The 24,410-nt window shown below is 69.3% G+C and carries 29 protein-coding genes; 12 read left to right on the top strand and 17 right to left on the bottom strand.

Annotated features, from left to right (window positions below; translation table 11 throughout):
* Window positions 1–6: 6 nt before the first annotated feature.
* The 9 genes from IEY87_RS22420 to IEY87_RS22380 all read right to left on the bottom strand — a co-directional run bounded on the left by IEY87_RS22420 (window position 7) and on the right by IEY87_RS22380 (window position 8,187).
* Complete coding sequence (locus IEY87_RS22420; RefSeq protein WP_225277253.1) at window positions 7–999, bottom strand: hydrogenase maturation protease; 993 nt, start codon at window positions 997–999, stop codon at window positions 7–9.
* Window positions 996–1,940: a hypothetical protein gene (locus tag IEY87_RS22415; protein WP_189140680.1), complete on the bottom strand. Its 945-nt coding sequence runs from the start codon at window positions 1,938–1,940 to the stop codon at window positions 996–998. The genes IEY87_RS22420 and IEY87_RS22415 overlap by 4 nt, the downstream gene beginning before the upstream one ends.
* Window positions 1,940–2,584, bottom strand: coding sequence for a DUF6084 family protein (locus tag IEY87_RS22410; protein WP_225277252.1), 645 nt, complete (start codon window positions 2,582–2,584; stop codon window positions 1,940–1,942). The genes IEY87_RS22415 and IEY87_RS22410 overlap by 1 nt, the downstream gene beginning before the upstream one ends.
* Window positions 2,585–2,601: 17 nt before the next feature.
* The gene (locus IEY87_RS22405; protein ID WP_189140679.1) at window positions 2,602–2,829 is read right to left on the bottom strand and encodes a hypothetical protein; all 228 of its coding nucleotides are present in this window, start codon (window positions 2,827–2,829) and stop codon (window positions 2,602–2,604) included.
* A complete protein-coding gene (locus IEY87_RS22400) occupies window positions 2,829–3,662 on the bottom strand; it encodes a DUF5947 family protein (protein ID WP_225277251.1) in 834 nt (277 codons plus the stop codon). Before IEY87_RS22400 ends, IEY87_RS22405 begins: the two co-directional genes overlap by 1 nt.
* Window positions 3,659–4,264: a NifU-related iron-sulfur-binding protein gene (locus IEY87_RS46720; protein ID WP_189140678.1), complete on the bottom strand. Its 606-nt coding sequence runs from the start codon at window positions 4,262–4,264 to the stop codon at window positions 3,659–3,661. Before IEY87_RS46720 ends, IEY87_RS22400 begins: the two co-directional genes overlap by 4 nt.
* A 2-nt stretch (window positions 4,265–4,266) precedes the next feature.
* Window positions 4,267–6,060 (bottom strand): nickel-dependent hydrogenase large subunit, encoded by a 1,794-nt coding sequence (locus IEY87_RS22390; protein WP_225277250.1) that lies wholly within the window; start codon window positions 6,058–6,060, stop codon window positions 4,267–4,269.
* A gap of 16 nt (window positions 6,061–6,076) precedes the next feature.
* Entirely contained in the window at window positions 6,077–7,120 is a 1,044-nt protein-coding gene (locus IEY87_RS22385; RefSeq protein ID WP_189140677.1) for an NADH-quinone oxidoreductase subunit B family protein, read from the bottom strand.
* A gap of 137 nt (window positions 7,121–7,257) precedes the next feature.
* Window positions 7,258–8,187 carry a radical SAM protein gene (locus IEY87_RS22380; RefSeq protein ID WP_225277249.1) on the bottom strand — a complete coding sequence of 310 codons (930 nt, stop codon included), beginning with the start codon at window positions 8,185–8,187 and terminating at the stop codon, window positions 7,258–7,260.
* 111 nt (window positions 8,188–8,298) lie between these two features.
* Between IEY87_RS22380 and IEY87_RS22375 the strand changes: the two genes are divergently transcribed.
* The 4 genes from IEY87_RS22375 (at window position 8,299) to IEY87_RS22360 (ending at window position 10,530) form a co-directional block, all read left to right on the top strand.
* Window positions 8,299–8,622 carry a DMT family transporter gene (locus IEY87_RS22375; protein ID WP_189140676.1) on the top strand — a complete coding sequence of 108 codons (324 nt, stop codon included), beginning with the start codon at window positions 8,299–8,301 and terminating at the stop codon, window positions 8,620–8,622.
* Window positions 8,623–8,835: 213 nt separating this feature from the next.
* Window positions 8,836–9,390 carry a GNAT family N-acetyltransferase gene (locus IEY87_RS22370; RefSeq protein ID WP_189140675.1) on the top strand — a complete coding sequence of 185 codons (555 nt, stop codon included), beginning with the start codon at window positions 8,836–8,838 and terminating at the stop codon, window positions 9,388–9,390.
* Window positions 9,387–9,683, top strand: a complete 297-nt coding sequence (locus IEY87_RS22365) for a DUF952 domain-containing protein (RefSeq protein ID WP_189140674.1) — start codon at window positions 9,387–9,389, stop codon at window positions 9,681–9,683. The genes IEY87_RS22370 and IEY87_RS22365 overlap by 4 nt, the downstream gene beginning before the upstream one ends.
* A gap of 124 nt (window positions 9,684–9,807) precedes the next feature.
* The gene (locus tag IEY87_RS22360) at window positions 9,808–10,530 is read left to right on the top strand and encodes a VOC family protein (RefSeq protein ID WP_189140673.1); all 723 of its coding nucleotides are present in this window, start codon (window positions 9,808–9,810) and stop codon (window positions 10,528–10,530) included.
* Between the two features lie 163 nt (window positions 10,531–10,693).
* On the opposite strand, the gene IEY87_RS22355 is transcribed toward IEY87_RS22360, so the two are convergent.
* Window positions 10,694–10,876, bottom strand: coding sequence for a hypothetical protein (locus tag IEY87_RS22355; protein ID WP_189140672.1), 183 nt, complete (start codon window positions 10,874–10,876; stop codon window positions 10,694–10,696).
* A gap of 621 nt (window positions 10,877–11,497) precedes the next feature.
* Here IEY87_RS22355 and IEY87_RS22350 point away from each other — a divergent pair.
* The 3 genes from IEY87_RS22350 (at window position 11,498) to IEY87_RS22340 (ending at window position 13,029) form a co-directional block, all read left to right on the top strand.
* Window positions 11,498–11,947 carry a ribosomal protein L7/L12 gene (locus tag IEY87_RS22350; RefSeq protein WP_189140671.1) on the top strand — a complete coding sequence of 150 codons (450 nt, stop codon included), beginning with the start codon at window positions 11,498–11,500 and terminating at the stop codon, window positions 11,945–11,947.
* 64 nt (window positions 11,948–12,011) lie between these two features.
* Window positions 12,012–12,266: a hypothetical protein gene (locus IEY87_RS22345; protein ID WP_189140670.1), complete on the top strand. Its 255-nt coding sequence runs from the start codon at window positions 12,012–12,014 to the stop codon at window positions 12,264–12,266.
* 340 nt (window positions 12,267–12,606) lie between these two features.
* Window positions 12,607–13,029 (top strand): hypothetical protein, encoded by a 423-nt coding sequence (locus tag IEY87_RS22340; protein WP_189140669.1) that lies wholly within the window; start codon window positions 12,607–12,609, stop codon window positions 13,027–13,029.
* Window positions 13,030–13,035: 6 nt separating this feature from the next.
* Here the strand turns inward: IEY87_RS22340 and IEY87_RS22335 are convergent, their stop codons facing one another.
* Window positions 13,036–14,076, bottom strand: coding sequence for an ArsR/SmtB family transcription factor (locus IEY87_RS22335; RefSeq protein ID WP_189140668.1), 1,041 nt, complete (start codon window positions 14,074–14,076; stop codon window positions 13,036–13,038).
* Between the two features lie 589 nt (window positions 14,077–14,665).
* Between IEY87_RS22335 and IEY87_RS22330 the strand changes: the two genes are divergently transcribed.
* The 3 genes from IEY87_RS22330 to IEY87_RS22320 all read left to right on the top strand — a co-directional run bounded on the left by IEY87_RS22330 (window position 14,666) and on the right by IEY87_RS22320 (window position 19,010).
* The gene (locus tag IEY87_RS22330; protein WP_189140667.1) at window positions 14,666–16,369 is read left to right on the top strand and encodes an enoyl-CoA hydratase-related protein; all 1,704 of its coding nucleotides are present in this window, start codon (window positions 14,666–14,668) and stop codon (window positions 16,367–16,369) included.
* A gap of 34 nt (window positions 16,370–16,403) precedes the next feature.
* Window positions 16,404–17,915 carry a helix-turn-helix domain-containing protein gene (locus IEY87_RS22325; protein ID WP_225277248.1) on the top strand — a complete coding sequence of 504 codons (1,512 nt, stop codon included), beginning with the start codon at window positions 16,404–16,406 and terminating at the stop codon, window positions 17,913–17,915.
* 75 nt (window positions 17,916–17,990) lie between these two features.
* Window positions 17,991–19,010: a tyrosine-type recombinase/integrase gene (locus tag IEY87_RS22320; RefSeq protein WP_189140665.1), complete on the top strand. Its 1,020-nt coding sequence runs from the start codon at window positions 17,991–17,993 to the stop codon at window positions 19,008–19,010.
* Window positions 19,011–19,053: 43 nt separating this feature from the next.
* Here IEY87_RS22320 and IEY87_RS22315 read toward each other — a convergent pair whose 3' ends face one another.
* The 3 genes from IEY87_RS22315 to IEY87_RS22305 form a co-directional block, all read right to left on the bottom strand.
* The gene (locus tag IEY87_RS22315; protein ID WP_189140664.1) at window positions 19,054–19,308 is read right to left on the bottom strand and encodes a helix-turn-helix domain-containing protein; all 255 of its coding nucleotides are present in this window, start codon (window positions 19,306–19,308) and stop codon (window positions 19,054–19,056) included.
* Between the two features lie 117 nt (window positions 19,309–19,425).
* Window positions 19,426–19,749, bottom strand: a complete 324-nt coding sequence (locus IEY87_RS22310; protein WP_189140663.1) for a hypothetical protein — start codon at window positions 19,747–19,749, stop codon at window positions 19,426–19,428.
* On the bottom strand, window positions 19,746–20,543 hold the full coding sequence (locus IEY87_RS22305) for a MerR family transcriptional regulator (protein ID WP_225277247.1): 798 nt from the start codon (window positions 20,541–20,543) through the stop codon (window positions 19,746–19,748). The genes IEY87_RS22310 and IEY87_RS22305 overlap by 4 nt, the downstream gene beginning before the upstream one ends.
* A gap of 55 nt (window positions 20,544–20,598) precedes the next feature.
* Between IEY87_RS22305 and IEY87_RS22300 the strand changes: the two genes are divergently transcribed.
* Window positions 20,599–21,360 (top strand): MerR family transcriptional regulator, encoded by a 762-nt coding sequence (locus tag IEY87_RS22300; RefSeq protein WP_189140661.1) that lies wholly within the window; start codon window positions 20,599–20,601, stop codon window positions 21,358–21,360.
* A gap of 91 nt (window positions 21,361–21,451) precedes the next feature.
* Here the strand turns inward: IEY87_RS22300 and IEY87_RS22295 are convergent, their stop codons facing one another.
* Together IEY87_RS22295 and IEY87_RS22290 are read right to left on the bottom strand one after the other, a co-directional pair.
* The gene (locus tag IEY87_RS22295) at window positions 21,452–21,967 is read right to left on the bottom strand and encodes a P-loop nucleotide/nucleoside kinase family protein (protein ID WP_189140660.1); all 516 of its coding nucleotides are present in this window, start codon (window positions 21,965–21,967) and stop codon (window positions 21,452–21,454) included.
* A gap of 425 nt (window positions 21,968–22,392) precedes the next feature.
* Window positions 22,393–22,728 (bottom strand): hypothetical protein, encoded by a 336-nt coding sequence (locus IEY87_RS22290; protein ID WP_225277246.1) that lies wholly within the window; start codon window positions 22,726–22,728, stop codon window positions 22,393–22,395.
* Between the two features lie 180 nt (window positions 22,729–22,908).
* Here IEY87_RS22290 and IEY87_RS22285 point away from each other — a divergent pair, with 180 nt between their 5' ends.
* Entirely contained in the window at window positions 22,909–23,481 is a 573-nt protein-coding gene (locus tag IEY87_RS22285; protein ID WP_189140658.1) for a dienelactone hydrolase family protein, read from the top strand.
* Between the two features lie 158 nt (window positions 23,482–23,639).
* Here the strand turns inward: IEY87_RS22285 and IEY87_RS22280 are convergent, their stop codons facing one another.
* A complete protein-coding gene (locus IEY87_RS22280; protein WP_189140657.1) occupies window positions 23,640–24,329 on the bottom strand; it encodes a TetR/AcrR family transcriptional regulator C-terminal domain-containing protein in 690 nt (229 codons plus the stop codon).
* Window positions 24,330–24,410 lie beyond the last annotated feature (81 nt).

The following is a 24,410-nucleotide window of genomic DNA, read 5'->3' as shown; positions in this document are numbered from 1 at the left end:
GTCACCTCATCCCTCACACCCCGGCCGGGAGCCAGGCCCGGCACTTTCCGCAATCATGTCCATCACCAGGCGGACGGCTGGCCCGACCGCCGCCCGCACCGGGACGCTCAGCTCCACCAGCACGTCCTCGCCGGGCTCGCCCGCCGGCACCACCGCCGGCTCGCAGCACATCACGATCACCCGCTCCGGCACCCGGCCGAGCTCCGCGGCCAGCCGCAGCACCCTGACCGGATCCATGCCGTGCGCCTCCACCGGCCCCGACCCGATCGACTCCGGCAGGTCCGAACCCGGCAGATCATGACGCGGCTGATCCACCTCCAGCACCGTGATCGTGCCCGGCGCCTGCCCCCGCACCGCCGCGTCCACGATGATCACCAGGCCGTAGTCCCGCTGCAGCGCGTACGCCAGATCCATGCCGCGGATGCCGAAGTCCACCACATCCACCAGCTCATCCGGCCCCGTGCCGGACCACTGCTCCTCGGCGAGCCGGCGGACCACCTCCACGCCCCACCCGTCATCACCGAAGAACACGTTGCCCACCCCGGCGACCAGCACCCGCGCCGCCCGCTCCGCACCCTCCTCCGGCTCCACCGGCTCGATCTCCTCGGCCGAGTAGAAGAACCGGTGCCCCGGCAGCCGCGCCTGCCCGAGATCACGCCCCGGATCGTCGTCCAGGGTGACCGCGAAGTGAAAGACGCCCTCCTGGTCCTGCTCGATCGACTCCACCACCGCCACCCGCCCGTCCAGGACCAGATCCATGATGTCGGCCCGCGCCCGCGCCGGCCGCAACCGCACCCGGCACCCCTCCCGCACCGGCCACCCGGCCACCATCACCTCCTCCGGCCCACGCCGCTCCATCCGCGCCCAGAAATCCAGCCCAGCCCCGTCCAGCCCGGCCCCGTCGAACCCCGCCGCGCCGGCCTCGCCGGGGAAGTCAGGGGAGTCAGAGGAGTCAGGGGAGTCGCCGCCGCAACCGGCGCCCGCGCCCAGCCCCGTCACGACGCCGGCTCCGCCCGCACGATCCCGTGCAACCGCATCAACTGCTCCGGCGACAACGCCGCACACCGCTCCAGAATCTCCCGCCCGCGCGGATCCCCCTCCCGGATCTCCCGCTGCTCCTCCTCGCTCAGCGCCAGCACACTCAACGTCAGCAACTGATCGATCTCCGTCGCGTCGAACAGATCACCCGGGCTCTGCGGCGAGATCCGCGGGTGGTCGTACAAGATGATCGGCGCCGACAGCATCGCCCGGCGATCACCCTCCGCACCCAGCAGCACCGGCCACCCGCCCACGTTCCGGCACCCCTCGGCGAACCCGCGCAACCCCTCAGGCGGATCCATCAGCGACACGAAAGCGCCACCGTCCGCCCGCAGCACCGTGTGCGCCGCCACCAGCGTTCGCCGCATCGCCTCCCCGCGCTCCTCACCGCACCACGCGGTCGTGTTCACCACCCGCACCGACAGCCGCACCAGCCCCGGCCGCAGCGACTCCGCCGCCACCTCCACCCGGCCGCGCAACGCCTCCCAGCAGCGCACCACCCCACCGGCCGCCACCTCACGCCCCGCGGGCACGTCGATCTCCACGACCCGCGGCTCCCGCAGCAACGCCGCCACCTCCCGCTCCACCGCCACCTCCCGCTCCACCGCCTCCTCGCGCGGAAACCCCTCCCGTACGGGATCCGCCTCGCACGTGACCACATGCAGCCACCGCACCCGCACCGTCACCGCCGCATCCGCGCCCGTGTCCGCCTCCAGCAGGCACTGCGTCCCAGACCACCACGCATACCCCGCCCGCGCCCGCCCGTACGGCTCCGGATGCACGCCGCCGATCGTCCACCGCTGCCGGTTCTTCAACGCCGACAGCCGATACGGCCACAACAGATACCCCTCGTACAGCACCGCCCGCGCCAGCCGCCCCGCCTCGTCATCCAGCTCGTCCATCACCCACCGCCCTCCTTCAACAACCTGTCCAGCACGTCGTCCCAGCCGGTCAGCGTGTGCCGCACCCGGTAGGCGTACAACCGGTCGAACACCTCCCGATCCAGCCGCACCCACGCGCTCCCGGCGAAATACCGGTCCATCAGCTCCCGCCACGCCCGCACCGGCATCCGGAACCCCGCCTCGCAGTCCCACGGCACCCGCCCGGCCAGCAGCCGCCCCTCCACCAGATAGAAGATCGTCCCGCTGAACAGGAACTCCAGCGGAACCTCCCCCTCCCGCAACCCGTGAAAGTACTTCGCCACCGCCACCTCGAAGTCATAGGTGCACGCCAGCCGCACCGCCGCCACCGTCTCCCCGCTGAACGCCGGCACCTGCGTGACCGTCTGCGCCCACAGCAGACTCCGCAGATTCCGGCTCCACTCCTCCCGCCGGCCGAACAACTCGGCGAGCCGCTCCCGGCTCGCCTCGTCATAAGCCCGCCCGGCGGGGGAGATGCGCACCTGCGTGTCCAGCGTGAGCGACCGCACCGGCGGCCCGCCCGCGTGCACGATCCGCAGCATGAACTCCAACGTGGGCACCGCCGCGTACTCCGCCGCCCGCACCCCGTCCACCACCATCGACAGCACCGGCACCCCGGCCGTCATCGAACCGTCCACCGGAGTCAGGCGGGGGACAGGTTGGGCATGTCCGGATCGATCGCGTCCCGATCCGCGGCGTTGATCCCGGTCGACCGCGCCGCGGTCGACCTCCCGTCCGGCAGATGCCCCTGCTGCCCCTCGTAGTTCCCCGTCGCGTTCCCCTCGCGCACGCCCTTGACGTGCGCCGGCGCGTCCGGGCGCACCTGCCTGCGCCCGGTCACGATGGGCTCGGTCCTCTTCTTCCTCGCCATCACGCCATCCCCTTTCCCCTGCCCAGCGCGTCATCCGCCGGCGGCACGATCCTGGACCGCCGGCGTAGTCCGGTGAAAAAGCTCGAGATCTCCCGCCACACCTCCGGCCCGCCCGCCAGCCCCTTCCACCGGGTCCGCAACAGGCCGACGAGCGCGTAACAGTCATCGACGGGCACGATCCAGTGCTCCCGCACCGTCCCCGTACGATTCACCAGCAGCGCCTCGACATCCGTCGCCAGGCCGCGCAGCACCGGATTGGCCCGCCGCAACCGCTCCCACGTCGCCTCCTCCAGCGGCGACTCCACCGGCCCGCCGGGACTCGGATACACCAGCACGGCCCGCCCCGTCGCCGAGTCCTCCACCACGAACGCCATCCGCACCGGGATGCTCAACTCCGCCCAGGTGGCGTCGTCCAGCACGAACCCCTCCACCAGCCACCGGCGATCCGGCACCAGCACGTATCGCGCCTCCCCGCCCGGACCCGCCGCCGCCCGATCGAACAGCACCGCGCAGGCCCGGCACGCACACCGCAGCTCCCGCCCGGCCACCTCCAGCAGATGCCGGTGCTCCGCCGCCACGGCGGCAGCGCACACCTCACACCGCTCCCCGTCCTCCCGCCTCTCGCCACCCGCCCGCACCCCGACCGGGTCGTACGACGACGCGAGGTCGTACGGCGACGACGACGCGTAACCGGGCGGCGGGGCGGGACCGGGCGGGGCGGGGCTGGGTGGTGCGGGGGGAGCGGGCGGCACGGTGGCGGCTCCCGGACGGACGCCGGTCAACTCCCCGGCGATGAGCCTGCGCAAGGCGCCGCCCGTCACGCCCGGCCTCACGCCGGCATCCCCGACGGACCCCGTACCGGAGCCCGGAACAGCTCCTCCACGGGGATCACCACGGCAGGCGGCGCGCTGTCCACGACCTCGATCTCGACCCGCTCGATCTCCGGCGCCGCGTCACGCACCGCCGCCTCCAGCGCCGAGCCGAGCGCTCCCCGCGACGAGCCGCACCCCTTCGCCGCCCGCCGCAACCGCACCCGGGCCACCCCCGGACCCACCTCCACGACCTCCGCCGCCGCCCCGGCCACCCGCTCGGCCGCCCGCTCCACCCGCACCCGCGCCTCCACCGGATGCAGGCCGTGCAACAACAGCAGATGCGACACCAGCTCATCAGCGGCCACCCGCTCCACGAGCCCCTCCACCGCCCCCGAAGCCGAGACAGCCGAGACGGAAGCCGCCCCAGGAGCCGAGACGGGAGAGCCTGGAGCCGGCAGGGGAGCCGACACCGCCGATACCGCCGATACCGTCGCCATCACCCGCGACAACGCCTCCCCGTACAGCTCCAGCAGCGCCCCGGCCAGCTCCACCGCCCGCTCGTCGGCCACCTCCAGCAGCGCCTCGACCCGGCGCACCCGCTCGGCGACCTCCCGCTCCTCCACCGCTAACCCCCCGCACTCATCCCGAGCGTGGGGGAGTGCACCTGCCGCAGCACCTTCCCGTCACCCAGATACATGTGCACCCCGCACGGCAGGCACGGATCGAAGCTCCGCACCGTCCGCATGATGTCGATGCCCTTGAAGTTCTCCGGCCCGTTCTCCTCGAAGATGTGCATGCCCTGCACCGCGTCCTCATACGGCCCCGGCGTCCCGTACACGTCCCTCGGACTGGCGTTCCACGGCGTCGGCGGATACGGATGATAATTCGCGATCTTCCCGTCGCGGATCACCATGTGATGCGACAGCACCCCCCGCACCGCCTCATGGAACCCGCAGCCGATCGCCTCCTCCGGCACATCGAAGTCCGTGAACACCTTCGTCCGCCCCGCCCGCACCTCCGTCAGCGCCTGCTCCACGAAATGGAACGCGATCGCCGCCGCGTACGCGACGAAGTACATCCGCGCCCGGTTCCGCTCGATCGTGTTCGCCCACCGCGGCACCTGCCACTCCAGCCGCATCTCCGGGAACGCCGCGCTCTTCGGCAGATTGATCTCCACGCTCCGCCCGGTCGCCCGCACCGGCCCCGTGTCCACCAGCCCCGCCAGCGCCGTCGTCCACAACCGCGCCAGCGGCCCGCCCCCCGTGTCCAGCGCCAGATGATCGCCGGTACGGTCGTCGAACCAGCGGGGACTCATCACCCAGCTGTAGTTACCGCCGTCCAGATCCCGCTTCTGCGGCTTGGGCAGCGTCGTCTGGTTCCACGGATGCCGCTGATCGACCGGATTGCCCAGCGGGTCACGCTCGACGAACCGCTCCTCACTCACCCAGTCGTCGTAGAACGAGCTCCCCAGCAGGATCCTGATCCCCAGATTGATGTCGACCAGGTTCGTCGTGCGCAGCTCACCGTCCAGCACGATCCCGGGCGTCACGAACATCGCCCGGCCCCACTCGTCCATGTGCCGGTAGTCGTAGTCCACCACCGCCGGATCCTGGAACGCCCCCCAGCAGCCCAGCATCACCCGCCGCCGACCCACCTCCTCATACCCCGGCAGCGCCTCGTAGAAGAAGTCGAACACGTCGTCGTTCATCGGCACGGCCTTCTTCACGAAGTCCAGCACCCTGATCAGCCGCACCAGATAGTCGGTGAACAACTGCGGCGTCGCCACCGTCCCCACCCCACCCGGATACAGCGTCGACGGATGCACATGCCGCCCCTCCATCAGGCAGCACATCTCCCGCGTCACCCGGCTCACCTGCAACGCCTCGCGGTACATGTCCCCGACGAACGGATTGAACGCCCGCATGATGTCCGCGATCGTGCGATACCCGTGCACGTCACCACGCGGCGCCTGCGTCGTCTCCGCCCGGCGCAGCAGACTCGGATTCGTCTCCTTCACCATCTGCTCGCAGTAGTCGACGAACACCAGGTTGTCCTGGAAGAGCGTGTGATCGAACATGTACTCCGCGGCCTCACCCAGATTCATGATCCAGTCGGCCAGCGGCGGCGGCTTGATCCTGTACGCCATGTTCTGCGCGTAGATCGAGCAGACCGCATGATTGTCACCACAGATGCCACAGATCCGGCTGGTGATGAAATGCGAATCCCGCGGATCCTTCCCCTTCATGAACACGCTGTAGCCACGGAACAACGACGACGTGCTCTTACACTCCACCACCTCCCGATTCTTGAAATCGATCTTCGTATAGATCCCCAGATTGCCGATGATCCGGGTGATCGGATCCCACGACATCTCCACCAGCTCGCGGGTCTCCTGCGCCTGCACTGATCGGGCCGTCACCTCGACGTCCCCCCTTCTAGCCCCGCCAGCGGGGATCGTAGCCGCTCGTCAATCGCCGGCCGTTGTGCCGCCACTTCGGCTCCTTGTTGGCCGACTTGTTGGTGATCGCCCGAAGACTGCGCACCAACCCCCCGTACATCGACGCCATCCCCGCCGACAAAGACCCGCCCGGCGGCTCATCCATGAACGGCATGAACTTGTCCGGAAAACCAGGCATCGTGCAGCCGATACAGATCCCGCCCACATTCGGGCACCCACCGATACCGTCCATCCAGCCGCGCTTGGTGACATTGCAGTTCACCACCGGCCCCCAGCAGCCGATCCGCACCTGGCACTTCGGCGAGTTGTAATCCCGCGCGAAATCCCCCTGCTCGTAATAACCCGCCCGGTCACACCCCTCGTGCACCGTCTTGCCGAACAACCACGTCGGCCGCAACTGCCGATCCAGCGGAATCATCGGCGCCAGCCCCGCCACCTGATACAGCAACCAGGTCAGCGTCTCCATGAAATTGTCCGGCTGCACCGGGCACCCCGGCACGTTCACGATCGGCAACCCACCCGCCGACCGGAACCCCTCCCCGAGATAATCCGCCAGCCCCATGCTCCCCGTCGGATTACCCGCCATCGCATGAATACCGCCGTACGCCGCACACGTGCCGATCGCCACCACAGCCCACGCACCCGGCGCCAGCCTGTCGATCCACTCGTTCACCGTGATCGGCTGACCCGTCACCGGATCATTGCCCATCGACGTCCAGAACCCCTCGCCGTTGATGTGCTCGTTCGGGATCGACCCCTCCACCACGAAGATGTACGGCCCCAGCTCACCCTCCGCCGCCCGATGGAAGGCCGCCATGAACTCCGCGCCCACCTCCGGCGCCAGCACCTTGTTGTGCAGATGCACCTTCGGCAACCCCGGCACCAACCCGAGCAGCACCTCCTCGATGCTCGGCAGCCCCGCGGCCGTGACCGACACCGTGTCCCCGTCACAGCTCATGCCCTCCGACGTCCACAGAATGTGAACCTCGTCGACCCCCGCCTGCGGCGTGACCGCGCTCATGCCACCACCCCCTCACCCCGCCCGGACACCCACGGCGTCCGGAACGTGACTCTGAGTAGTGCTCTACCTCAGCACGAGGCCCCACAAACCACACCAGTCAGGACACACGCCGGAGCAAGGGATGCAACCTCCCCGCGTCACACCACAGTCAACTGCGGAAACCGCGGCTCCCGCACCCGCGCCACCACCGACCCCACCGGCACCCCGTAGCGCCGGCCCAACTGCCCGATCTGCCCCAAGATCCGCCGCTCATAATCGGGGGAGGGGAACCCCGCCCCGTCATACAGCTCCTCATAACGCCCCACCAACTCCGGACGCGCCCGCCCCAGCCACTCCACGAACCACGCCCGCGTCCCCACCGGCAACCGCAACACCACCGGCTCCACCGCCACCGCACCCGCCGCCGCGATCCGCCGCACCGTCGCCTCCAGCTGATCCGCCCCATCACTCAGCAACGGCAACACCGGAGCCATCAGCACCCGGCACTCCACCCCCGCCTCCACCAGCGACGCCACCAACTCCAGCCGCGCCTGCGCACCCACCGCACCCGGCTCCACCGCCCGCCGGATCCGCTCGTCCACGAACGCGATCGACACCGCCACCTGCGCACCCGCCCGCGCCAGCAACGCCGCGTCCCGCAGCACCAGCGGACTCCTCGTATACACCGTGAACGGCACCGCCGCCCCCGCCAGCGCCGCCACGATCCCCGGCATCAACCGGTACGTACGCTCCGCCTCCTGATAACAGTCACCACTCACCCCCACCGCCAGCGCCTCACCACCCCACCGGCCCAACTCGACGCCCAGCCGCTCCACCGCGTTCGCCTTCACCACGACCCGCGTGTCGAAATCCACCCCCGCGTCCAGCCCCAACCGGCGATGCCCGCCGCGGGCACCGCAGCCGCGGCAAGCATGGGCGCAACCACGGTAGGGGGACACCGCCCACCGCTGCGCGATGCCCGCGGACCCCGGCACCCGCTCGATCACCGTGCGGACCTGCATCTCATAGAACCCGTCACGCACCACGGCCCGCCGCTCGATCAGCGGCCGCTCATCGACGGCGTCCACCAGAGGTAACGCATCCCAGCCCACCCGCCCAGTGGAACACGCATTCGACTCCCTTTTCAACCCGCCCACCCTAAACTGGCACGCCCGTACCACAATCCCAGAGAGGGCCCCATGCCCTGGCTCCTGCTCGCCCTCGCCATCGCCAGCGAAGTCACCGCCACCACCGCACTCAAACTCAGCGACGGCTTCACCCACCTCGGCTGGACCACCCTCACCGCCCTCGGCTACATCACCTCCTTCATCCTGCTCGCCCAGGCACTCAAACTGCAGCTCGACATGGGCACCGCCTACGCCGTCTGGGCCGGCGCCGGCACCGCCCTCATCGCCCTCATCGGCGCCGCCTTCATGGGCGAAAGCCTCACCCCATTCAAAATCGGCGGCATCCTCCTCATCATCGGCGGCGTCGTCGTCCTCAACCTCGCCGCCACCCCATGACCACCCAGGAACGCGGCCGCCGACGCCACGCCCACCTCCTCGCCGAAGCCTTCGCCCAGCTCATCGACACCGAACTCGCCCCCTTCCGCCACTGAAACAGCCACACCGACCTCGCCGCCCACCTCACGCCCCACCCACCACCTGCACACCCTGCTCACCGCCCCCTGCGAAAACGCCTCGCACCCTGCCCAGCCGCCCCTCTACACTGCGCCGGTGCTCAAACCTGATTACCCGATCACCACCGATCGCCTCCTCCTGCGCCCCTTCACCCCCCACGACCTCCACCCCCTGTACGCCTACGAATCCCGCCCCGACGTCACCCGCCACCTCTATTGGGGGCCCCGCGACCTCGACACCACCCGCACCTTCCTCGACAAGAAGATCTCCCGCACCGCCCTGCTCCACGAAGGCGACGCCATCGACCTCGCCATCACCCAGCGCGACACCGGCGACCTCATCGGCAACTGCCTGCTCATCTGGACCAGCCAAGAACACCGCCAAGGCGAGATCGGCTACATCCTCAACCCCACCCACCACGGCCACGGCTACGCCCCCGAAGCCGCCCGCGAAATGCTCCGCCTCGGCTTCGACCACCTCGGCCTGCACCGCATCGTCGGCCGCCTCGACGCCCGCAACACCGCCTCCGCCCGCGTCCTGGAAAAACTCGGCATGCGCCGCGAAGCCCACCTCATCGACAACGGACACGTCAAAGGCGAATGGTCCTCAGAAATGATCTACGCCATGCTCGCCACCGAATGGACGCCATGACCATCCACCACCTGGCACTCACCACCGACTGGACCCACGCCCAGCACACGGGGGAGTACCGCATCTCCACCCTCGGCCGCACCCTCGACCAAGAAGGCTTCATCCACTGCAGCCGCGACCTCGACCAACTCCACGGCGTCCACACCACCTTCTACAGCCACCTCACCGAACCCCTGCTCATCCTCGACATCGACCCCACCGGCCTCGACATCCGCACCGAGAACGGCTTCCCCCACCTGTACGGCCCCCTGCCCGTCACCGCCGTCACCGCCACCCGCCCCTACACCCGCTGACCCCACCCGCCTCGGGCGAAATTCGTTGGCGCCGCCGTCAGGCGGCGGTCTAGCGTGGCGCCCGTCAGGCGCCGGGCAAGACCTGCCCGGCCGCGCCCGTCAGCCAACAGATTGGAGATGCGCCATGACGTCGCACCTCTTCGCCCTCTGCTTCGACGCGAACGACCCACCCCGCCTCGCGCGCTTCTGGGCAGAATTCCTCGGCTGGGAACTGTCCGACGACCCCCACAGCGGCATCACCACCCTGCCCGACGACGACACCGGATTTCACATCCGATGGCTCCCCACGCACGACAAGAGAACCGGGCCCAACCGGGTCCACTTCGACCTGACCAGCACCTCCCTGGAAGACCAGCAGCACAAGGTGGCCAGAGCACTCGAACTCGGCGCCCAGCACCTCGACGTCGGCCAACTCCCCGAAGAAGACCACATCGTCCTCGCCGACCCCGAAGGCAACGAGTTCTGCATCGTCGGACCCGACAACAAGTTCCTCGCCGACTGCGGCCTCATCGGAGCACTCTCCGGCGACGGCACCCAGCAGGTCGGCTACTTCTGGAGCCGAGCACTCGACTGGCCACTCGTCTGGGACCAGGACGAGGAGACCGCCATCCGCTCACCGCACGGCGGCCCCAAGGTCACCTGGGGCGGCCCGCCCGTCGAGCTCAAGACCGGAAAGAACCGGCTCCACTTCGACCTCGCCCCACCCGCACACGGCGACCAGCAAGCCGAGGTCGAGCGCCTCATCTCCCTCGGCGCCACCCGCCTCGACATCGACCGGCACGACACCCACGGGGTGCCGATGGCCGACCCCGACGGCAACGAGTTCTGCGTGCTGACCCCCCGCTGACCCCGAAGGCCCCGGCACAAGAAAACGACCAGCCCGTCACCACCGCAGGCGGCGTCTTCGCCCGCTTCAACCGTGACGGTCTGGTCGTACAGACCCGCGACCACTGGCGGCCCACGGCCGCCGACAACACCTCAGCACCACCGCCCCACCCGGCGGCGGCACCTCAGCGGGACATCCCGGGAGCCACCGGAATCTGCTGCCCGCGCACCGGACCGGCCGGCGGCACCGGCGCGACCGGGCGCACCTGCTGCTGCTCTTCCTGCTGCTGCGACTGCTGAGCCAACCGGGCCCGCTCGCCACGCCGTTCGGCGCAGCCACCCGCGCAGTAGCCATTCGTCACGATCAACCGCCCACGCAGTGACGTGTACGCCTCACGGCCCGATGCGGGGAGAACCCCCTGGCACACCGTACATAACACAGACTCGTTTCCCACGTGCTGCTCCTCTCGCGGCGCGATAGCAGAAGACCACCCTAAACGCCACACCGCGCCAAAGACAGCGAATCAACGACAAGTCAGAGGTGCTGTCAAGCACGCGGCGCATCCGGCGGCGCAATTCCGCGAACCAGGGGAGTGGCCCCCAGAACCCCACCCAAGATCTCAAACGGCACGGACCGTACCCACAGTGACCAGCCCTGACACCTCCGACACGAAAGTTACCAACTCTCACACGAAACGGTCACCGCCACGTGCGAAACAGCGGATCTCATCGGCGCGCTCACGCACCGTGAGGTAACGCATCTCACAGGATCCACATCCGGCTCGGCCCAAACGGGCATATCTGACCGGCATCGGTGCGCCGGGCCGACACGCGAGCCACACCACCCCAGGGGAGCCCCCACCCCCCTCCAGAACCGTCTACTTGACATAATGTTTATTATCGAGCAAACGCAGATACGCCCGAACCACCTCAAACGCACGCTTCAAGAAGCACCCAACGGCCCGACCCAGCGCGCTACGATCCAGCCCATGGGACTCTCGGTGACCGAGCTGCTGATCATCGCCACCGTCCTGATCGTCGCCATCGGCGCCGGCGTCATCGCCCTCAACCGCCGGCGCGGCGACACGACGGACCGGCGCCCGGCGATGCCCGCGCCCCGGCCGTCAGCCGAGGAGCTCGACGGCGCCCTGCACGACCTGATCAGGCAGGACAAGAAGATCCAAGCGATCAAACTCCTGCGCGAGCACACCGACCTCAGCCTCAAGCAGGCCAAGGAAGCCGTCGACGGACTCGCCGCCGGCTACCCCATCCACTACCCGCCCGCCATCGCCCGGCGGCCCGCCCGGCCGCAGGCCGACCTTGCCTCCCGGGTCCGCGAGCTCAAGGAGGCGGGCCGCGCCGAGCAGGCCGTCCTCCTGGTACGCGGCGAGACCGGCATGGACGAGCCCAGCGCCACCCTGTTCGTCGACAGCCTGTGACCGCGCGGTCTCACTGGCGAGAACGCCTCTGATCAGCCCGCCGAAACGGCGATACGATCGGGTCATGCCCAGCCTGGCGATCTCCACCGGCGGTCTCGTCGCCCTCACCGTCGTCGTCACGGCGGTGATCATCCTCCTGATCCTCCTGGCCGTGCGAATGACCCGCAGCCCCCGCAACAGCCTCACCCCCAACCCCGGCCTGGTCGATCAGGCGCGTGAGATGAAGGCGATGGGTCAGATCCAGGAAGCCGTCTTCCTCGTACGCGGCGAGACCGGCATGAGCCACCGCGCAGCCACCCGCTTCGTCAACCGCCTCTAACTCCACCAAAACACCCCAAAGGTGCCTATACCAGACAGAATCCAGCTTCTGTCTGGTATAGGCACTTATGGCTGCCATCGCCTCCGCGGCGGCGGACCGCGAGTGCCGAGCGGCACACTCTCCCCCTGATGGCGGGCTCCGCGCCGAGCAGCCCCGGACCGGTCACCTACCGGCGGGCTGTGGGCCGGTTCGCAGGCATGCCAGAACGTGACCAGGGTCATTCGGCCGTAACCGAATGACCCTGACCGGGCTTCTCATGAATACCTACGATGGGGCTCAATCACCCAAAAAAGGAAACACGGGGGTATTCATGCCAAGTAAGACCAGAGCGTATTCGTCCATGAGCGCCATTCTCTTCACGGCCCTCGCGTTACTCGCCTCCGGGACTCCGGCCTCTGCCGCCGTGACCGGACCGGACCAGGGCGCGGACGCCGTTGCGAGCGAGAGCGCCGACCCGGTGACGACCCTGGGAGGCTGCATCGGCACGATGTGCGGCCTCGTCTACAACTACAGCCCGGACACCATTTCCGTCACCATGGACTGGGGGGACATCAACGGGAACATCCGCTACCTCTACGGCGGGCAGAACACTCAGGGATGGGGGGACGTCGACGGTGTCCACGTAGGTCCGGGGACGACCAGGAGAGTTTACATCGACAGCCGACTGTGGGGCGGGCGGGACGACGGTTACTACAATTGGGGCCCGGGCTGGCACAAAATCGAAACCGACGAAATCGTGTACATCCAAAACCCCAATGGATGAGTCCATCTAAAGGGTCCGTCCGCTGTGCGGGTCTCGCGCCTCGGTGAGGAGTTCGTTGCCGAGCCGGGTCGGGTGGTGGAGCATCAGGTTGGCCTGCCGGACGCTGGTGATCAGCTTGGCCTGGCGGAGCACCTGGGCGTGCTCGCTCGCCGTGGCCTGCGAGACCCCTGTCCGGCGAGCCAGTTCGGTGGTGCTGCAGCCGCCGGGGGTTAGGGCGATGCGGTGCAGGATCTCGGCTCGGGTTCGCCCCAGCAGTGCTGCCAGGGCGTCTGTGGCGCCGGTGTCCGGGGGGCGCCGGTGGGGAGCGGGATAGGCCAGCACGGGAGGTAATCGGTGGTCGACGAGGGCGACGGGGTTGGCTCGGCAGAAGTAGGTCGGGATCAACGTCAGCCCTCGTCCCCGGAGGTGGATTTCCCGGTCTAGCCCGGGCGGATAGTCCACTTCGAGGGTGGGAGGGCGCCAGCGGATCGTGGGCTTCAGGTGGGCGAGCGTCTGTTCGATGCCGTCCATGCTGAGGTGGCGCAGCAGGATGGCGCGCTCCTGGGCCAGGATGCGGTCGATCGCGGGGCGTCGTGGGGTGAGGATGGTGTCGCAGTAGGCGGCGGCGAGGTTTCCGAGTCTTGCGATGGTCTGCGGGTTACCTCGTGCGAGGTCCTCCAGGTCGGCGGAGGCCAAGCCCGTGCTGTGGCGCAGGAGGTCGAGTTCGTGCTGGATACGGGCGCGCGGGGTGTCCAGAAGTGCCTGGATCGCGTTCTCGTCGGATAGCTGGGCTTCGATGGGGGTCAGGAAGTCGGGGAAATACGGGCCGCGCGGTGCGAGTGGCAGCAGGAGCGCGCGCACGGATGGGAGCAGGCCGGTTTCCGTCAGCCGGAGGTGGGCCTGGCGTCGCCATGAGTCCATGGTCGCGCCGCCGTCACGGATTTGCAGGCGGTGGAGGCTGCCCATCATCTCCCACATGAGATCGGCCCGGTTCGCGATCCGGGTCAGTGCGAGATCTTCCGTGGTGAAGACGATTTTCAGGGTGCCTTTGGGGCGATGTGTCGACATGTTTGCTGACCTTCCCGTTGTTGGGAGACGTCACTGCGACGCGTGTCGAGGTGGGCGATGACTCGGCGGCGCCGGAAGCATGCGATGACGATGATGTCCTGCCTCTGAGTGCGCCGAAACCCTGATGTCACTGGTTCGTGCGCCAGAGGCTGGCGCGGCCCGGCTGTCGTGCGGCGGTTTCACGTACCCAGGCTTGTGCGGCCCGTCCGGGCACTCCCCTGGGCCGGATCGGCGCGGCCGGGTCTTCGTCGGTTCAGGTTGGCGTGGACGGGTCGGGATGGTGACCGTTCGCGAGGTGGGGTCGTACGGAGTGTGGTGGTTTTCGGCTGTGCGGTGGGATGGGGTGAGATGCGGAGATTCACCACACTTCGCGAGGAAATACCCGACAAAAGTGGACTAATAGGGTCAACACGGGCGGCTTTTTGTCGTGATATGTCAGCAGGGCTTGCTCGGCCATGTCAGCATCGACGGATGAACGGGTCATATGGGGCTGCCGTAAACGGCTGGGGCCGGTGGGCTCCCCCGCGGCGGCCCCGCGCCGTCTGACCGCCCCTGTCCCCCGTCCGATCCCCTCAGAAGGAATCTCCCCTTGCGTATCCTGCTTCTCTGCTCCTCGTTCAACGGCCTGACCCAGCGCGCCTGGCTGGAGCTACGCCGGGCCGGTCACGACGTCAGCGTGGAGCTGGCGCTGTCGGAGCGGGTGATGCTCGAGGCGGCCGAGCTGGCCAAGCCGGATCTGGTGATCTGCCCGTTCCTGAAGGAGAAGGTGCCGGCGCGGCTGTGGCAGACGCAGCGCACGATCATCATCCACCCGGGGCCGCCCGGCGACCGGGGCCCGTCGTCGCTGGACTGGGCCATCGCCGACGCCGAACCCGAATGGGGCGTGACCGCGCTGCAGGCGGTGGAGGAGATGGACGCCGGCCCGATCTGGGGCTACCGGATGTTCCCGATGCCGGCGGAGCCGCCGCGCAAGTCGGCGCTGTACAACGGGCCGGTGGCCGAGGCCGCGGTGGAGCTGGTGCTGGAGGTGGCGGCCAAGGCGGCGGACCCGGCGTTCGTGCCCACGCCGCTGGACCCGCGCCGCCCGGAGGTGGTGGGGCGGCTGCGGCCGGCGATGCGGCACGCCGATCGGGACGTGTCCTGGGCGGCGCCGACGGAGACGGTGCTGCGGCGGGTGCGGGCGGCCGACGGGGCGCCGGGCGGCCGGGCCACGCTGTGCGGGCTGGCGGTGCGGGTGTTCGACGTGTACCGGGGGCCGGTGGTGGCCGGGGAGCCGGGTGCGGTGGTGGGGCGGCGTGAGGGCGCGGTGCTCGTGTGCACCGGTGACGGCACGGTGTGGGTCGGCCATCTGCGGCTGGACGAGCCGGGTGCGGTGAAGCTGCCGGCCGCGGCCGTGCTCGGCGATCTGGTCGCCGATGTCGAGGAGGCGGCGGGATACAGCGAGATCACCTATGACCGCAGCGAAGGGGTCGGGGTGGTGAGTTTCGACTTCTACAACGGGGCGATGTCGACCGATCAGTGCCGGCGGCTGGCGGCGGCGTTGCGGTACGCGGTGGCGCAGGACACGCGGGTGCTGGTGGTGCGAGGCGGTGAGACGTTCTCCAACGGGATCCATCTGAACGTGATCGAGGCGGCCCGTCATCCGGAGATGGAGGCGTGGATGAACATCAACGCGATCAATCAGGTGTGCCGTGAGGTGCTGTGGTGTACCGGTCAGCTGGTGGTGGTGTCGGTGGGCGGGAACGCCGGTGCGGGCGGGGTGATGATGGGGCTGGGCGGCGATCGGGTGGTCATGCGGGCCGGGGTGGTGCTTAATCCGCATTACCGGACGATGGGGCTGTTCGGCAGCGAGTTGTGGACGTACGCGCTGCCGCGGCGGGTGGGTGCGGAGCAGGCGGCGCGGTTGACACAGGAGGCGTTGCCGATCGCTGCGGTGGACGCTGCCGAGATCGGGCTGGCGGACAAGGTGGTGGCGGGGACGCGGCCCGAGTTCGAGCGGACCGTTCTGGAGTATGCCGAGAGGCTGGCGGTGGATCCGAACTATGAGCGGTTGCTGGCGGCGAAGCAGGCGGCGCGGGAGGTGGATGAGCGGCGTAAGCCGCTGGACGCCTATCGGGTGGAGGAGCTGGCGGAGATGAGCCGGGACATGTTCGACGACCGGTGCGGGTTCCGGGCGGCGCGGGAGGGGTTCGTGCTGAAGCGGAAGGCGGAGGCGACTCCGGAGCATCTGGCGGTTCATCGGGAGTTGTCCGGCGCGTCGAACGCGTCGAACGCGAGACCATCTCATATGTGAGATAGGTTGTCGTCTTGTGGCAGATGACTATCTTGTGCGAATCGGCCGGCTCATCCGAGATGCGCGCCAGCATCGAGGTTGGACGCAGCTCCAGCTGGCCGACGCCCTGGCAACGAGCCAGAGCGCGGTCAACCGGATCGAGCGCGGCAACCAGAACATCAGTCTTGAGATGATCGCCCGGATCGGCGAAGCGCTCGACAGCGAGATCGTCTCCCTGGGCTACGCGGGACCGATGCACCTGCGGGTGGTGGGCGGCCGCCGCCTGTCAGGCAGCATCGACGTCAAGACGTCGAAGAACGCCTGCGTGGCCCTGCTGTGCGCGTCCCTCCTCAACTCCGGGCGGACGATCCTGCGCAAGGTCGCCCGCATCGAGGAGGTCTACCGGATCCTGGAAGTGCTCGCCTCCATCGGCGTACGGGCACGCTGGATCAACGAGGGCAGCGACCTGGAGATCGTGCCCACCGCCCGGCTGGACCTGGAGGCGATGGACACCGAGGCGGCCCGCCGCACCCGCAGCGTCATCATGTTCCTCGGGCCGCTCATGCACCGCACCGAGCAGTTCCGGATCCCGTACGCCGGTGGCTGCGACCTCGGCACCCGCACCGTCCAGCCGCACATGTCGGCCCTGAAGCACTTCGGCCTGGACATCACCGCCACCGGCGGCTTCTACCACGCGCGCGTCGACCACGAGGCCTCCCCCACGCGGCCCATCGTGCTCACCGAACGCGGCGACACCGTGACGGAGAACGCCCTGCTGGCCGCCGCCCGCCACGACGGCGTGACGGTGATCCGCAACGCCTCCTCCAACTACATGGTCCAGGACCTGTGCTTCTTCCTGGAGCAGCTCGGCGTGCGCGTGGACGGCATCGGCACCACCACCCTCACCGTCCACGGCGTGCCGTCCATCGAACGCGACGTCGACTACTCCCCCTCCGAGGACCCGGTCGAGGCGATGAGTCTGCTGGCCGCCGCCGTCGTCACCTCCTCGGAGCTGACGATCTGCCGGGTGCCGATCGAGTTCCTGGAGATCGAGCTGGCCGTGCTGGAGGAGATGGGCCTCGACCACGACCGCAGCGCCGAATACCCGGCCGCCAACGGCCGCACCCGCCTGGTCGACCTGACCGTCCGGCCGTCGAAGCTCACCTCCCCCATCGACAAGATCCACCCCATGCCGTTCCCCGGCCTCAACATCGACAACGTGCCGTTCTTCGCGGCGATCGCCGCCGCGGCGCAGGGCTCCACGCTCATCCACGACTGGGTGTACGACAACCGCGCCATCTACCTGACCGAGCTGACCCGGCTCGGCGCCTCGGTGAAGCTGCTGGACCCGCACCGGGTGCTGGTCGAAGGCCCGACCCGGTGGCGGTCGGCGGAGATGATGTGCCCGCCGGCGCTGCGGCCCGCCGTGGTGGTGCTGCTGGCCATGATGGCCGCCGAGGGCACCTCGGTGCTGCGCAACGTGTACGTGATCAACCGCGGTTACGAGGATCTGGCGGAGCGGCTGAACGCGCTGGGCGCGCGGATCGAGACCTTCCGCGACATCTGAGGATTCTGTCGGTGCGGGCCGCTACCGTCTCTTCGTGGATCTCCATGGGGATCTCCATGAGGGTGAGGGGGGACGGTGCGGCCTGCGGAGCTCGACCGGCTGACGGTGGTGGAGGCGGCTGATCGCTATGTGGAGCTGGTGCGGGCCAAGACCCTGACGGGGGCGCTGTCCCCGGCGACGGCCGAGGTCTACGCGCGGGACGTGGCGACGCTCGTGGCGCTGGCCGGGGAGCGGACGGTGCTGGACGACCTGACCGGCGAGGACGTCGACGCGATCCTGCTCGCGTTCGCCCGCAAACCGGACGGCCGCCGGACCACGGACGCCGGCTCGCGGCAGTCGGCGTCGTCCCAGGCGCGTTTCCGCCGGTCGATCTCGGCGTTGTTCAAGCACGCGACGTTGGCCGGGTGGGTGCAGATCAACCCGATGGCGCTGGCCACCGTGACCGCCAAGGAGCGCGGGGGGCTGCGTCCCGAGCGGCGGGCGCTCACCCGTGAGCAGGCGCAGGGGCTCATCGGCGCGGCCCGGACCTTGGGTGAGGAGCCGCGGCGGCCGGAGCGGCGGCGTGATCAGCGCACGGAGCTGCGTGACGCGCTGGTGGTGTTGTTGCTGGCGGCGCTGGGGCCTCGGGTGTCGGAGCTGGTCCGGGCCAATGTCGAGGATTTCTACACCAATGACGGCGTGCGTTACTGGCGGATCTTCGGCAAGGGCGGCCGGACTCGTGATGTGCCGCTCCCCCGTGACGTGGCGGCGGTGCTGGAGGCCTATCTGCAGCGGGGCAGGCCCGCGACGCAGGACAAGGCGCTGCTGCTGTCGTGGCGGGGGCGCAGGCTGGCGCGCGGGGACGTGCAGGCGGTGATCGACCGGGTGCTGCGTGAGGTCGATCCGGAGCGGCGGCGGTCGGTGACGCCGCACGGGCTGCGGCATACGACGGCGACGCATCTGCTGGCCGATGCCGTGGACATGGACGCGGTGCGGCGGGTGCTCGGGCACAGCGATCTGTCGACGCTGGGGCGCTACCGGGACGAGCTGCCGGGTGAGCTGGAGGTCGCGATGCGGGCGCATCCGCTGCTGCGTGAGCCGAAGCGGTCCGACTGACGGGGGCGCTGCCCGAGGTGCTGCCGCGGGGTGCTGGCCGGGGTCAGGTGGGGACGGCGGGGGCGGCGCCCGCGGCGAGCCGGTCGAGGGGCACGTCGAGCACGACGGCCAGGGCGGCGATGGTGAAGAAGGCCGGTGTCGCGATCCGGCCTGTCTCGATCTTGCGGAGGGTTTCGCCGGACATGCCGGCGGCGGCGGCGACCTCGATGATGCTGCGCTCGCCTCTGGCCTGACGCAGCAGCCGGCCGAGTTCTTCGCCGCGGAGGCGTTCTTGCGGGGTCAGCGGGGGTCGCACCATGCGTCCGATTCTACACACCCCGATAACAATACCGTTATAGTTATCGCCGCCATTGACGGCGGCCCCAGGATCCCCCGACCTCCCCGGGGGCGCGCACCGACGCACCCCCGCGCCCGGTCAGCCCGTCGCCGCCCGCCCCCGATCCACCGCCGCCCCCGACGGCCGCGCCCTCTCCCGAACCCGCTCCAGCAGCCCCGGCTGCGGCTCCCCCGCCAGCGGCAGCAGCAGATGCCACCGCCACAACCCTCTCGGCACCTCCAGTGCCGGCCGCTCGTCCTCCACCCACCACAACCCCTCCAACGGCCCCGCCGGCCCCCCCATCCCGGCCGCCACCGCATACAGAGCCCGGATCGCGGCCAGATGCTCCGCACCCCCCGGCTCCCCCATCCCCGACACGTTCACGCACGTCACCGGACCGCGCGTCACCAACTCAGGACTCACTGCTCCTCCTCCAGACACACCATCACCTCGGTGACCAGCTCATCAGCCGGCGTCACCGCCGGATCGGACACGTACACCTCCCGGATCGGCCCGCCGATCCGCAGCCGCCGCTCCGCGCACCACGCCAGCACCGCATGCACCGTCAACCCGATCTGGTCGTACGGCCCCACATGAGTGGCGGTCGCGAACCGGCCGCCCGGCAACACCTCCGCACGCGCCCCACCCGTCAACGCCTCCACGCCCTCCAGCACGTACGCCACCTCGACCTTCACCACCTCTCCCAGGTCCATCGGAAACAGCCCCACCAGGCGAACCGGCACATCAGGTGCCCGCGAGGCCGGCCCGCCCACCAGTCGCGCGACCGCGGCGGACGTCACCCGCCCGATGTCCTGCGGCCCGTCCGCCACCTCCCGCACCACCGCCACCCGCCGAGCGGGCTCACTCACCACCCGCACGTTCGCCGCCGGCAACCCGTGCGTCATCACCCGCTCCAGCGACGCCAACGTACGACTGCGCCGGGCAAGCTCCTCCTGCAGCGAATCCCGTACCTCGTCCAGAGCTCCCAACGCGCCCGACAGCACCTCACCGATCACCGCCAGCGGCACGTCGAGCGAGCGCAGCAACCCGATCGACAGCGCCACCCTCGCCTGCGACGCCCGGTAGTAGCGGTATCCCGAATCGGGATCCACATACGCCGGCTCCAGCAACCCCAGCTCGCCGTAATGCCGCAACTGCTTCACGCTCAACCGGGCCAGCCGCGCGAACTGCCCGATCGGCAGCAGATCATCTCTCACACCCACCAGCATGGCCGGTTGCGCCTGACGTCACGTGAGGCCCCATCCTGGAGGCATGAGTCTGTCTGTCGGCCAGGTGTCCGGTCTCGCCGGGATCACCGTGCGCACCCTGCACCACTATGACGAGATCGGCCTGCTCATCCCCGGCGAGCGCACCAGCGCCGGCTACCGCCGCTACACCGACGGCGACCTCATCCGGCTGCAGCAGATCCTCCTCTACCGGGAGCTCGGCTTCCCTCTCGACGAGATCGCCGTCATCCTCGACGACCCTCACGTGGACGAGCTGACCCAGCTACGCCGCCAGCACGAACTCCTCACTCGCAAGTCCGAACGCCTTCGTGAGGTCATCGCCGCCGTCGAGCGGGCGATGCAGGCGCGTTCCCTCGGCATCGCCCTGACCCCGCAGGAGCGCCTGGAGCTGTTCGGCGACTTCCAGCCCGAGGACCACGAGGCCGAGGTCGAACGCCGCTGGGGCGGCACGGAGGCGTACACGCAGAGCCGCCGCCGCGTCGCCTCCTACACGAAGGCGGACTGGGCAGAGCTCACGGCCGAGGCCGCCGCCCTCACCGAAGCGCTGGTCGCGGCGCTCAAGGGGGGTCTGCCGCCCGACGGCGCGGAGGCTATGGACCTGGCCGAACGGCACCGGCTCCACATCAGTCGCTGGTTCTACACCTGCGACCACGAACACCACCGGTGCCTGGGCGAGCTGTACGTGTCCGACCCACGTTTCACCGCCACCCACGACGCGCACGCCCCCGGCCTGGCCCGTTATGTGCGTTCGGCCATCGTTGCCAATGGTTTTCGGGGTGGTCGGTGATTTTTGAGACCAGTGATGGCCTTTACATTGTAGATTAATGCGGTTGATCGGGTGGCGGATCGCCGGCGTCGTGGACATGCTGCTCGACGGTCTACCGGCCGTGTGTAAGCGAGGGCCATCGGTCCGCGGCCCACTCCGGCCAGCCCGGCCACCCCCGTGGCGGACCGGGGATGTCACCGCCACGGATTTCGGCGGCATCTGGTGCCTGGAACCGCTTCCGCCATTCGCCGATGTCCGCCTCGCTCATCGGAAATGTCGTGTGCGGTGCGGTCGCCTGACGGTGAGCGATCCGGGCGCGTTGGACGTCCTTGTCGATGGGCAGGTAGATGACGTGGCAGGCTGCCCCGGCCGATGTTGCCAGCCAGCGCAGTGCCGACCGTTCGTCGCGGCTCCAGAGTCCGAAGTCGAGCACGACGTTGGTGCCCAGTCGCAGCGCTTGCAGGGCGAGGGCGATGAGCCGTCCTTCCAGGATGTCGCGCTTGCCGTCGGGCTGCGACCCGTCGTACAGGGAGATCATCCACTCGTCCGGGGTCAGTCGCAGCGCGCGGTGGGCCACGGCGAGTTCTTCGGCCCGGGTGGTCTTTCCGGCGCCGGGGAGCCCGACCATCAGGAGAAGCCTGGCGGGTTCGGCCCGCACATCATGGTCCGGCTTCGCTCTCTCGGTGCCTGCGGCCCGCTCGTCGGAGTCGGCAGAGAATGCCTCGGACGTACGAGAAAGAGGATCGTGGTGCGTTGGATGGAACTGCTGGGACATGGATGTGCTCCCCGGATCACGCAGGACGATCCGGCAGCACTGCGAGACACGTGATCGGGCTGCCGGCGGGACACTGATCCGGCGGTAGGCCCCGGCACTGACCCCGGCGGGGCAGGCAAGGAGGCCGCGGTTCACGGCAACCGCGATACCGCCGCTAAGCGGCGGCGCGGATGTTCACAGCGGCACAGCAACCCATGCCACCACCATAACCGACAGCACCGGCATTGCCATCGACCGCGATCGGTGACCACTCGGTCCTGCCACTGCCGATGAGGAGTTCAGCTCGGCGAAGGAAGTCCGCCGCGTTCGGCGAGGTACTCGTCGAGGAGATTGAACAGGGTGTCGATGACGAGTTCTTCCTGCTCGGTGGACAACTCCCAGCGGTCCCAGGCGCCCAGGGCGATATGACGCACCTGTCCTGACCAGTGGTGATTGCAGGTCTTGCCGCGACGGCCGATGAGCCATTCCGTCCACCCCTGCAGGCCGGGGCCGCCGTGGCGCCTGGCGTGCTGGTCGTAACCTTCGAGGAATGCCTCCAGGCCTGCCAGTCGACCGCCGAGGACGAACATCCCTGGTCGGCGTCTGATGGTGGCGAAGTACTCGCGCTCGCTCATAGAAGTCAGAGGCGTACTCATGATCGATGTTCTCACCTGTGCACAGCGGACCCCGCACCCGCCCGCCCTCATAGGCACCTGTACGCGATCCGCACCGGCCGTCCGAGACCTCGGCAGGCGCGGCCGGCGGCGGGTTAGGGTGATGGATCGTCTCTGTCCGGCGATTGTTGGAGGCTTGCCATGGCCGACGTGCTGCTGTTCCATCACTCTCTCGGCCTCACCCCGGGTGTGATCGCTTTTGCCGAGGATCTCCGTGGCCACGGGCACGACGTGCACACACCTGACCTGTACGACGGCCGTACCTTCGACACCCTCGATGCGGGGTTGGCGTACTTCGAGCAGATCGGCGTCGATGGGTTCCTGGACCGCGGCGCTCGGGCGGCGGCGGACTCGCCGGCGGCGCTGGTCTACCTCGGGTTCTCCCTTGGCGTGCTTCCGGCGCAGCAGCTCGCTCAGACCCGGCCGGGCGCGCGTGGTGCCGTATTCGTCCACGCCTGCGTGCCGAGCTCCTTCTTCGGGCCATGGCCGGCACAGGTTCCGGTCCGGGTCCACGCCATGGAAGCGGACCGCGTCTTCATCGACGAGGGTGACGCGGACGCCGCCCACGCGCTCGTCGGCCAGGCTTCCGACGCCGAACTGCACCTGTATCCCGGCGATGAGCATCTGTTCGCCGACAGCTCGCTGCCTTCCTACGACGCCAAGGCCACGGCCCTGTTGCTTGAGCGTACGCTGACGTTCCTCGGCACCCGCTGAGGAGCCATGTGCCGCGAGGTCGGCCGCCTTGGCGGCCATGGCCGTGGCCGTGCCGGGAGGCGGGTCCCCCCTGGTAGCGATCGACGACGTTGTCGCCTGCCCGCATTTCCCCCGCGCCACCGCCGGCCGCGACGCCTTCCTCGCGCCGGCGGCTTCGGTCACGGGTTCGCGGTCGTGTTCAGGCCGTCCAGGAGCAGGTCGAGGCCGGTGGTGAATTGATCGCGGTCGTCGTGGTCGCGTAGGTCCGTGGTGGTGCGGGTGAGGAAGGGGTAGTCGGCGGGGTCGAGTTTCTCCCAGTGTTCGGCGGTCTGGGCGAGAAAGGCGTCGCGGTCGGTGGCCGCGACGGCGGTGGCGCGGGGGGCGATGATCTGGGCGCTGACGCCGGTGATGTAGTACGAGATCGCGGTGGAGACCGCGAAATGCCGTTCGGCGGGCAGCCCGGTGCGTGCGACGAGGGTGCCGATGCGGTCGAGCAGGCGCAGCGCGTTCGCCAGGGTGGGCGGCGCGTTGACGTGCGACGCCGCCCACGGGTGCTGATCGAGGGCGTCGAAGACAGCGATGGCGAGGGCGCGCAGCCCGGCGCCGGCGCTTTCCTCGGGGGGCGGGGGCGCGGTGAAGGCGTGGCCGAGCACCTCATCGGCGGCCAGGGCGACGAGTTCGTCTTTGTTCGTCACGTGCCAGTACAGCGCGCCAGGGCCGGTGTTCAGCTGTTTGGCCAGCAGCCGGAAGGTGAGTCCCCGCTCGCCGAGCTCGTCCAGCAGCGCGATGGCCGCGCCGACGATGATCTCTCGGGACAGGGCGTCGGCACGCCATTTCCCATCGGGTGCTCTTCCTCGTGTCCGTGGCATGACCCCATTTTGACACACGCTGGAACCGCGTTCCATACTCCTTATGGAACATCGGTCCATAAAGCGTCCCGGGCGGGTGCC

This window comes from Nonomuraea glycinis (genome assembly GCF_014646515.1).
Classification (GTDB): Bacteria; Actinomycetota; Actinomycetes; order Streptosporangiales; family Streptosporangiaceae; genus Nonomuraea; species Nonomuraea glycinis.
This window is presented reverse-complemented; position numbering and strand designations above follow the sequence as displayed.

What these genes read in the sequence shown, in the direction of transcription:
- IEY87_RS22280 (WP_189140657.1), bottom strand. Translation starts at nt 24,329, where the DNA reads ATGCCACGGACACGAGGAAGAGCACCCGATGGGAAATGGCGTGCCGAC.
- IEY87_RS22300 (WP_189140661.1), top strand. Translation starts at nt 20,599, where the DNA reads ATGAGTCTGTCTGTCGGCCAGGTGTCCGGTCTCGCCGGGATCACCGTG.
- IEY87_RS22315 (WP_189140664.1), bottom strand. Translation starts at nt 19,308, where the DNA reads ATGGTGCGACCCCCGCTGACCCCGCAAGAACGCCTCCGCGGCGAAGAA.
- IEY87_RS22295 (WP_189140660.1), bottom strand. Translation starts at nt 21,967, where the DNA reads ATGGTCGGGCTCCCCGGCGCCGGAAAGACCACCCGGGCCGAAGAACTC.
- IEY87_RS22415 (WP_189140680.1), bottom strand. Translation starts at nt 1,940, where the DNA reads ATGGACGAGCTGGATGACGAGGCGGGGCGGCTGGCGCGGGCGGTGCTG.
- IEY87_RS22340 (WP_189140669.1), top strand. Translation starts at nt 12,607, where the DNA reads ATGAGCGCCATTCTCTTCACGGCCCTCGCGTTACTCGCCTCCGGGACT.
- IEY87_RS22290 (WP_225277246.1), bottom strand. Translation starts at nt 22,728, where the DNA reads ATGAGCGAGCGCGAGTACTTCGCCACCATCAGACGCCGACCAGGGATG.
- IEY87_RS22375 (WP_189140676.1), top strand. Translation starts at nt 8,299, where the DNA reads ATGCCCTGGCTCCTGCTCGCCCTCGCCATCGCCAGCGAAGTCACCGCC.
- IEY87_RS22410 (WP_225277252.1), bottom strand. Translation starts at nt 2,584, where the DNA reads ATGACGGCCGGGGTGCCGGTGCTGTCGATGGTGGTGGACGGGGTGCGG.
- IEY87_RS22285 (WP_189140658.1), top strand. Translation starts at nt 22,909, where the DNA reads ATGGCCGACGTGCTGCTGTTCCATCACTCTCTCGGCCTCACCCCGGGT.
- IEY87_RS22350 (WP_189140671.1), top strand. Translation starts at nt 11,498, where the DNA reads ATGGGACTCTCGGTGACCGAGCTGCTGATCATCGCCACCGTCCTGATC.
- IEY87_RS22405 (WP_189140679.1), bottom strand. Translation starts at nt 2,829, where the DNA reads ATGGCGAGGAAGAAGAGGACCGAGCCCATCGTGACCGGGCGCAGGCAG.
- IEY87_RS22345 (WP_189140670.1), top strand. Translation starts at nt 12,012, where the DNA reads ATGCCCAGCCTGGCGATCTCCACCGGCGGTCTCGTCGCCCTCACCGTC.
- IEY87_RS22335 (WP_189140668.1), bottom strand. Translation starts at nt 14,076, where the DNA reads ATGTCGACACATCGCCCCAAAGGCACCCTGAAAATCGTCTTCACCACG.
- IEY87_RS22360 (WP_189140673.1), top strand. Translation starts at nt 9,808, where the DNA reads ATGACGTCGCACCTCTTCGCCCTCTGCTTCGACGCGAACGACCCACCC.
- IEY87_RS22365 (WP_189140674.1), top strand. Translation starts at nt 9,387, where the DNA reads ATGACCATCCACCACCTGGCACTCACCACCGACTGGACCCACGCCCAG.
- IEY87_RS22385 (WP_189140677.1), bottom strand. Translation starts at nt 7,120, where the DNA reads ATGAGCGCGGTCACGCCGCAGGCGGGGGTCGACGAGGTTCACATTCTG.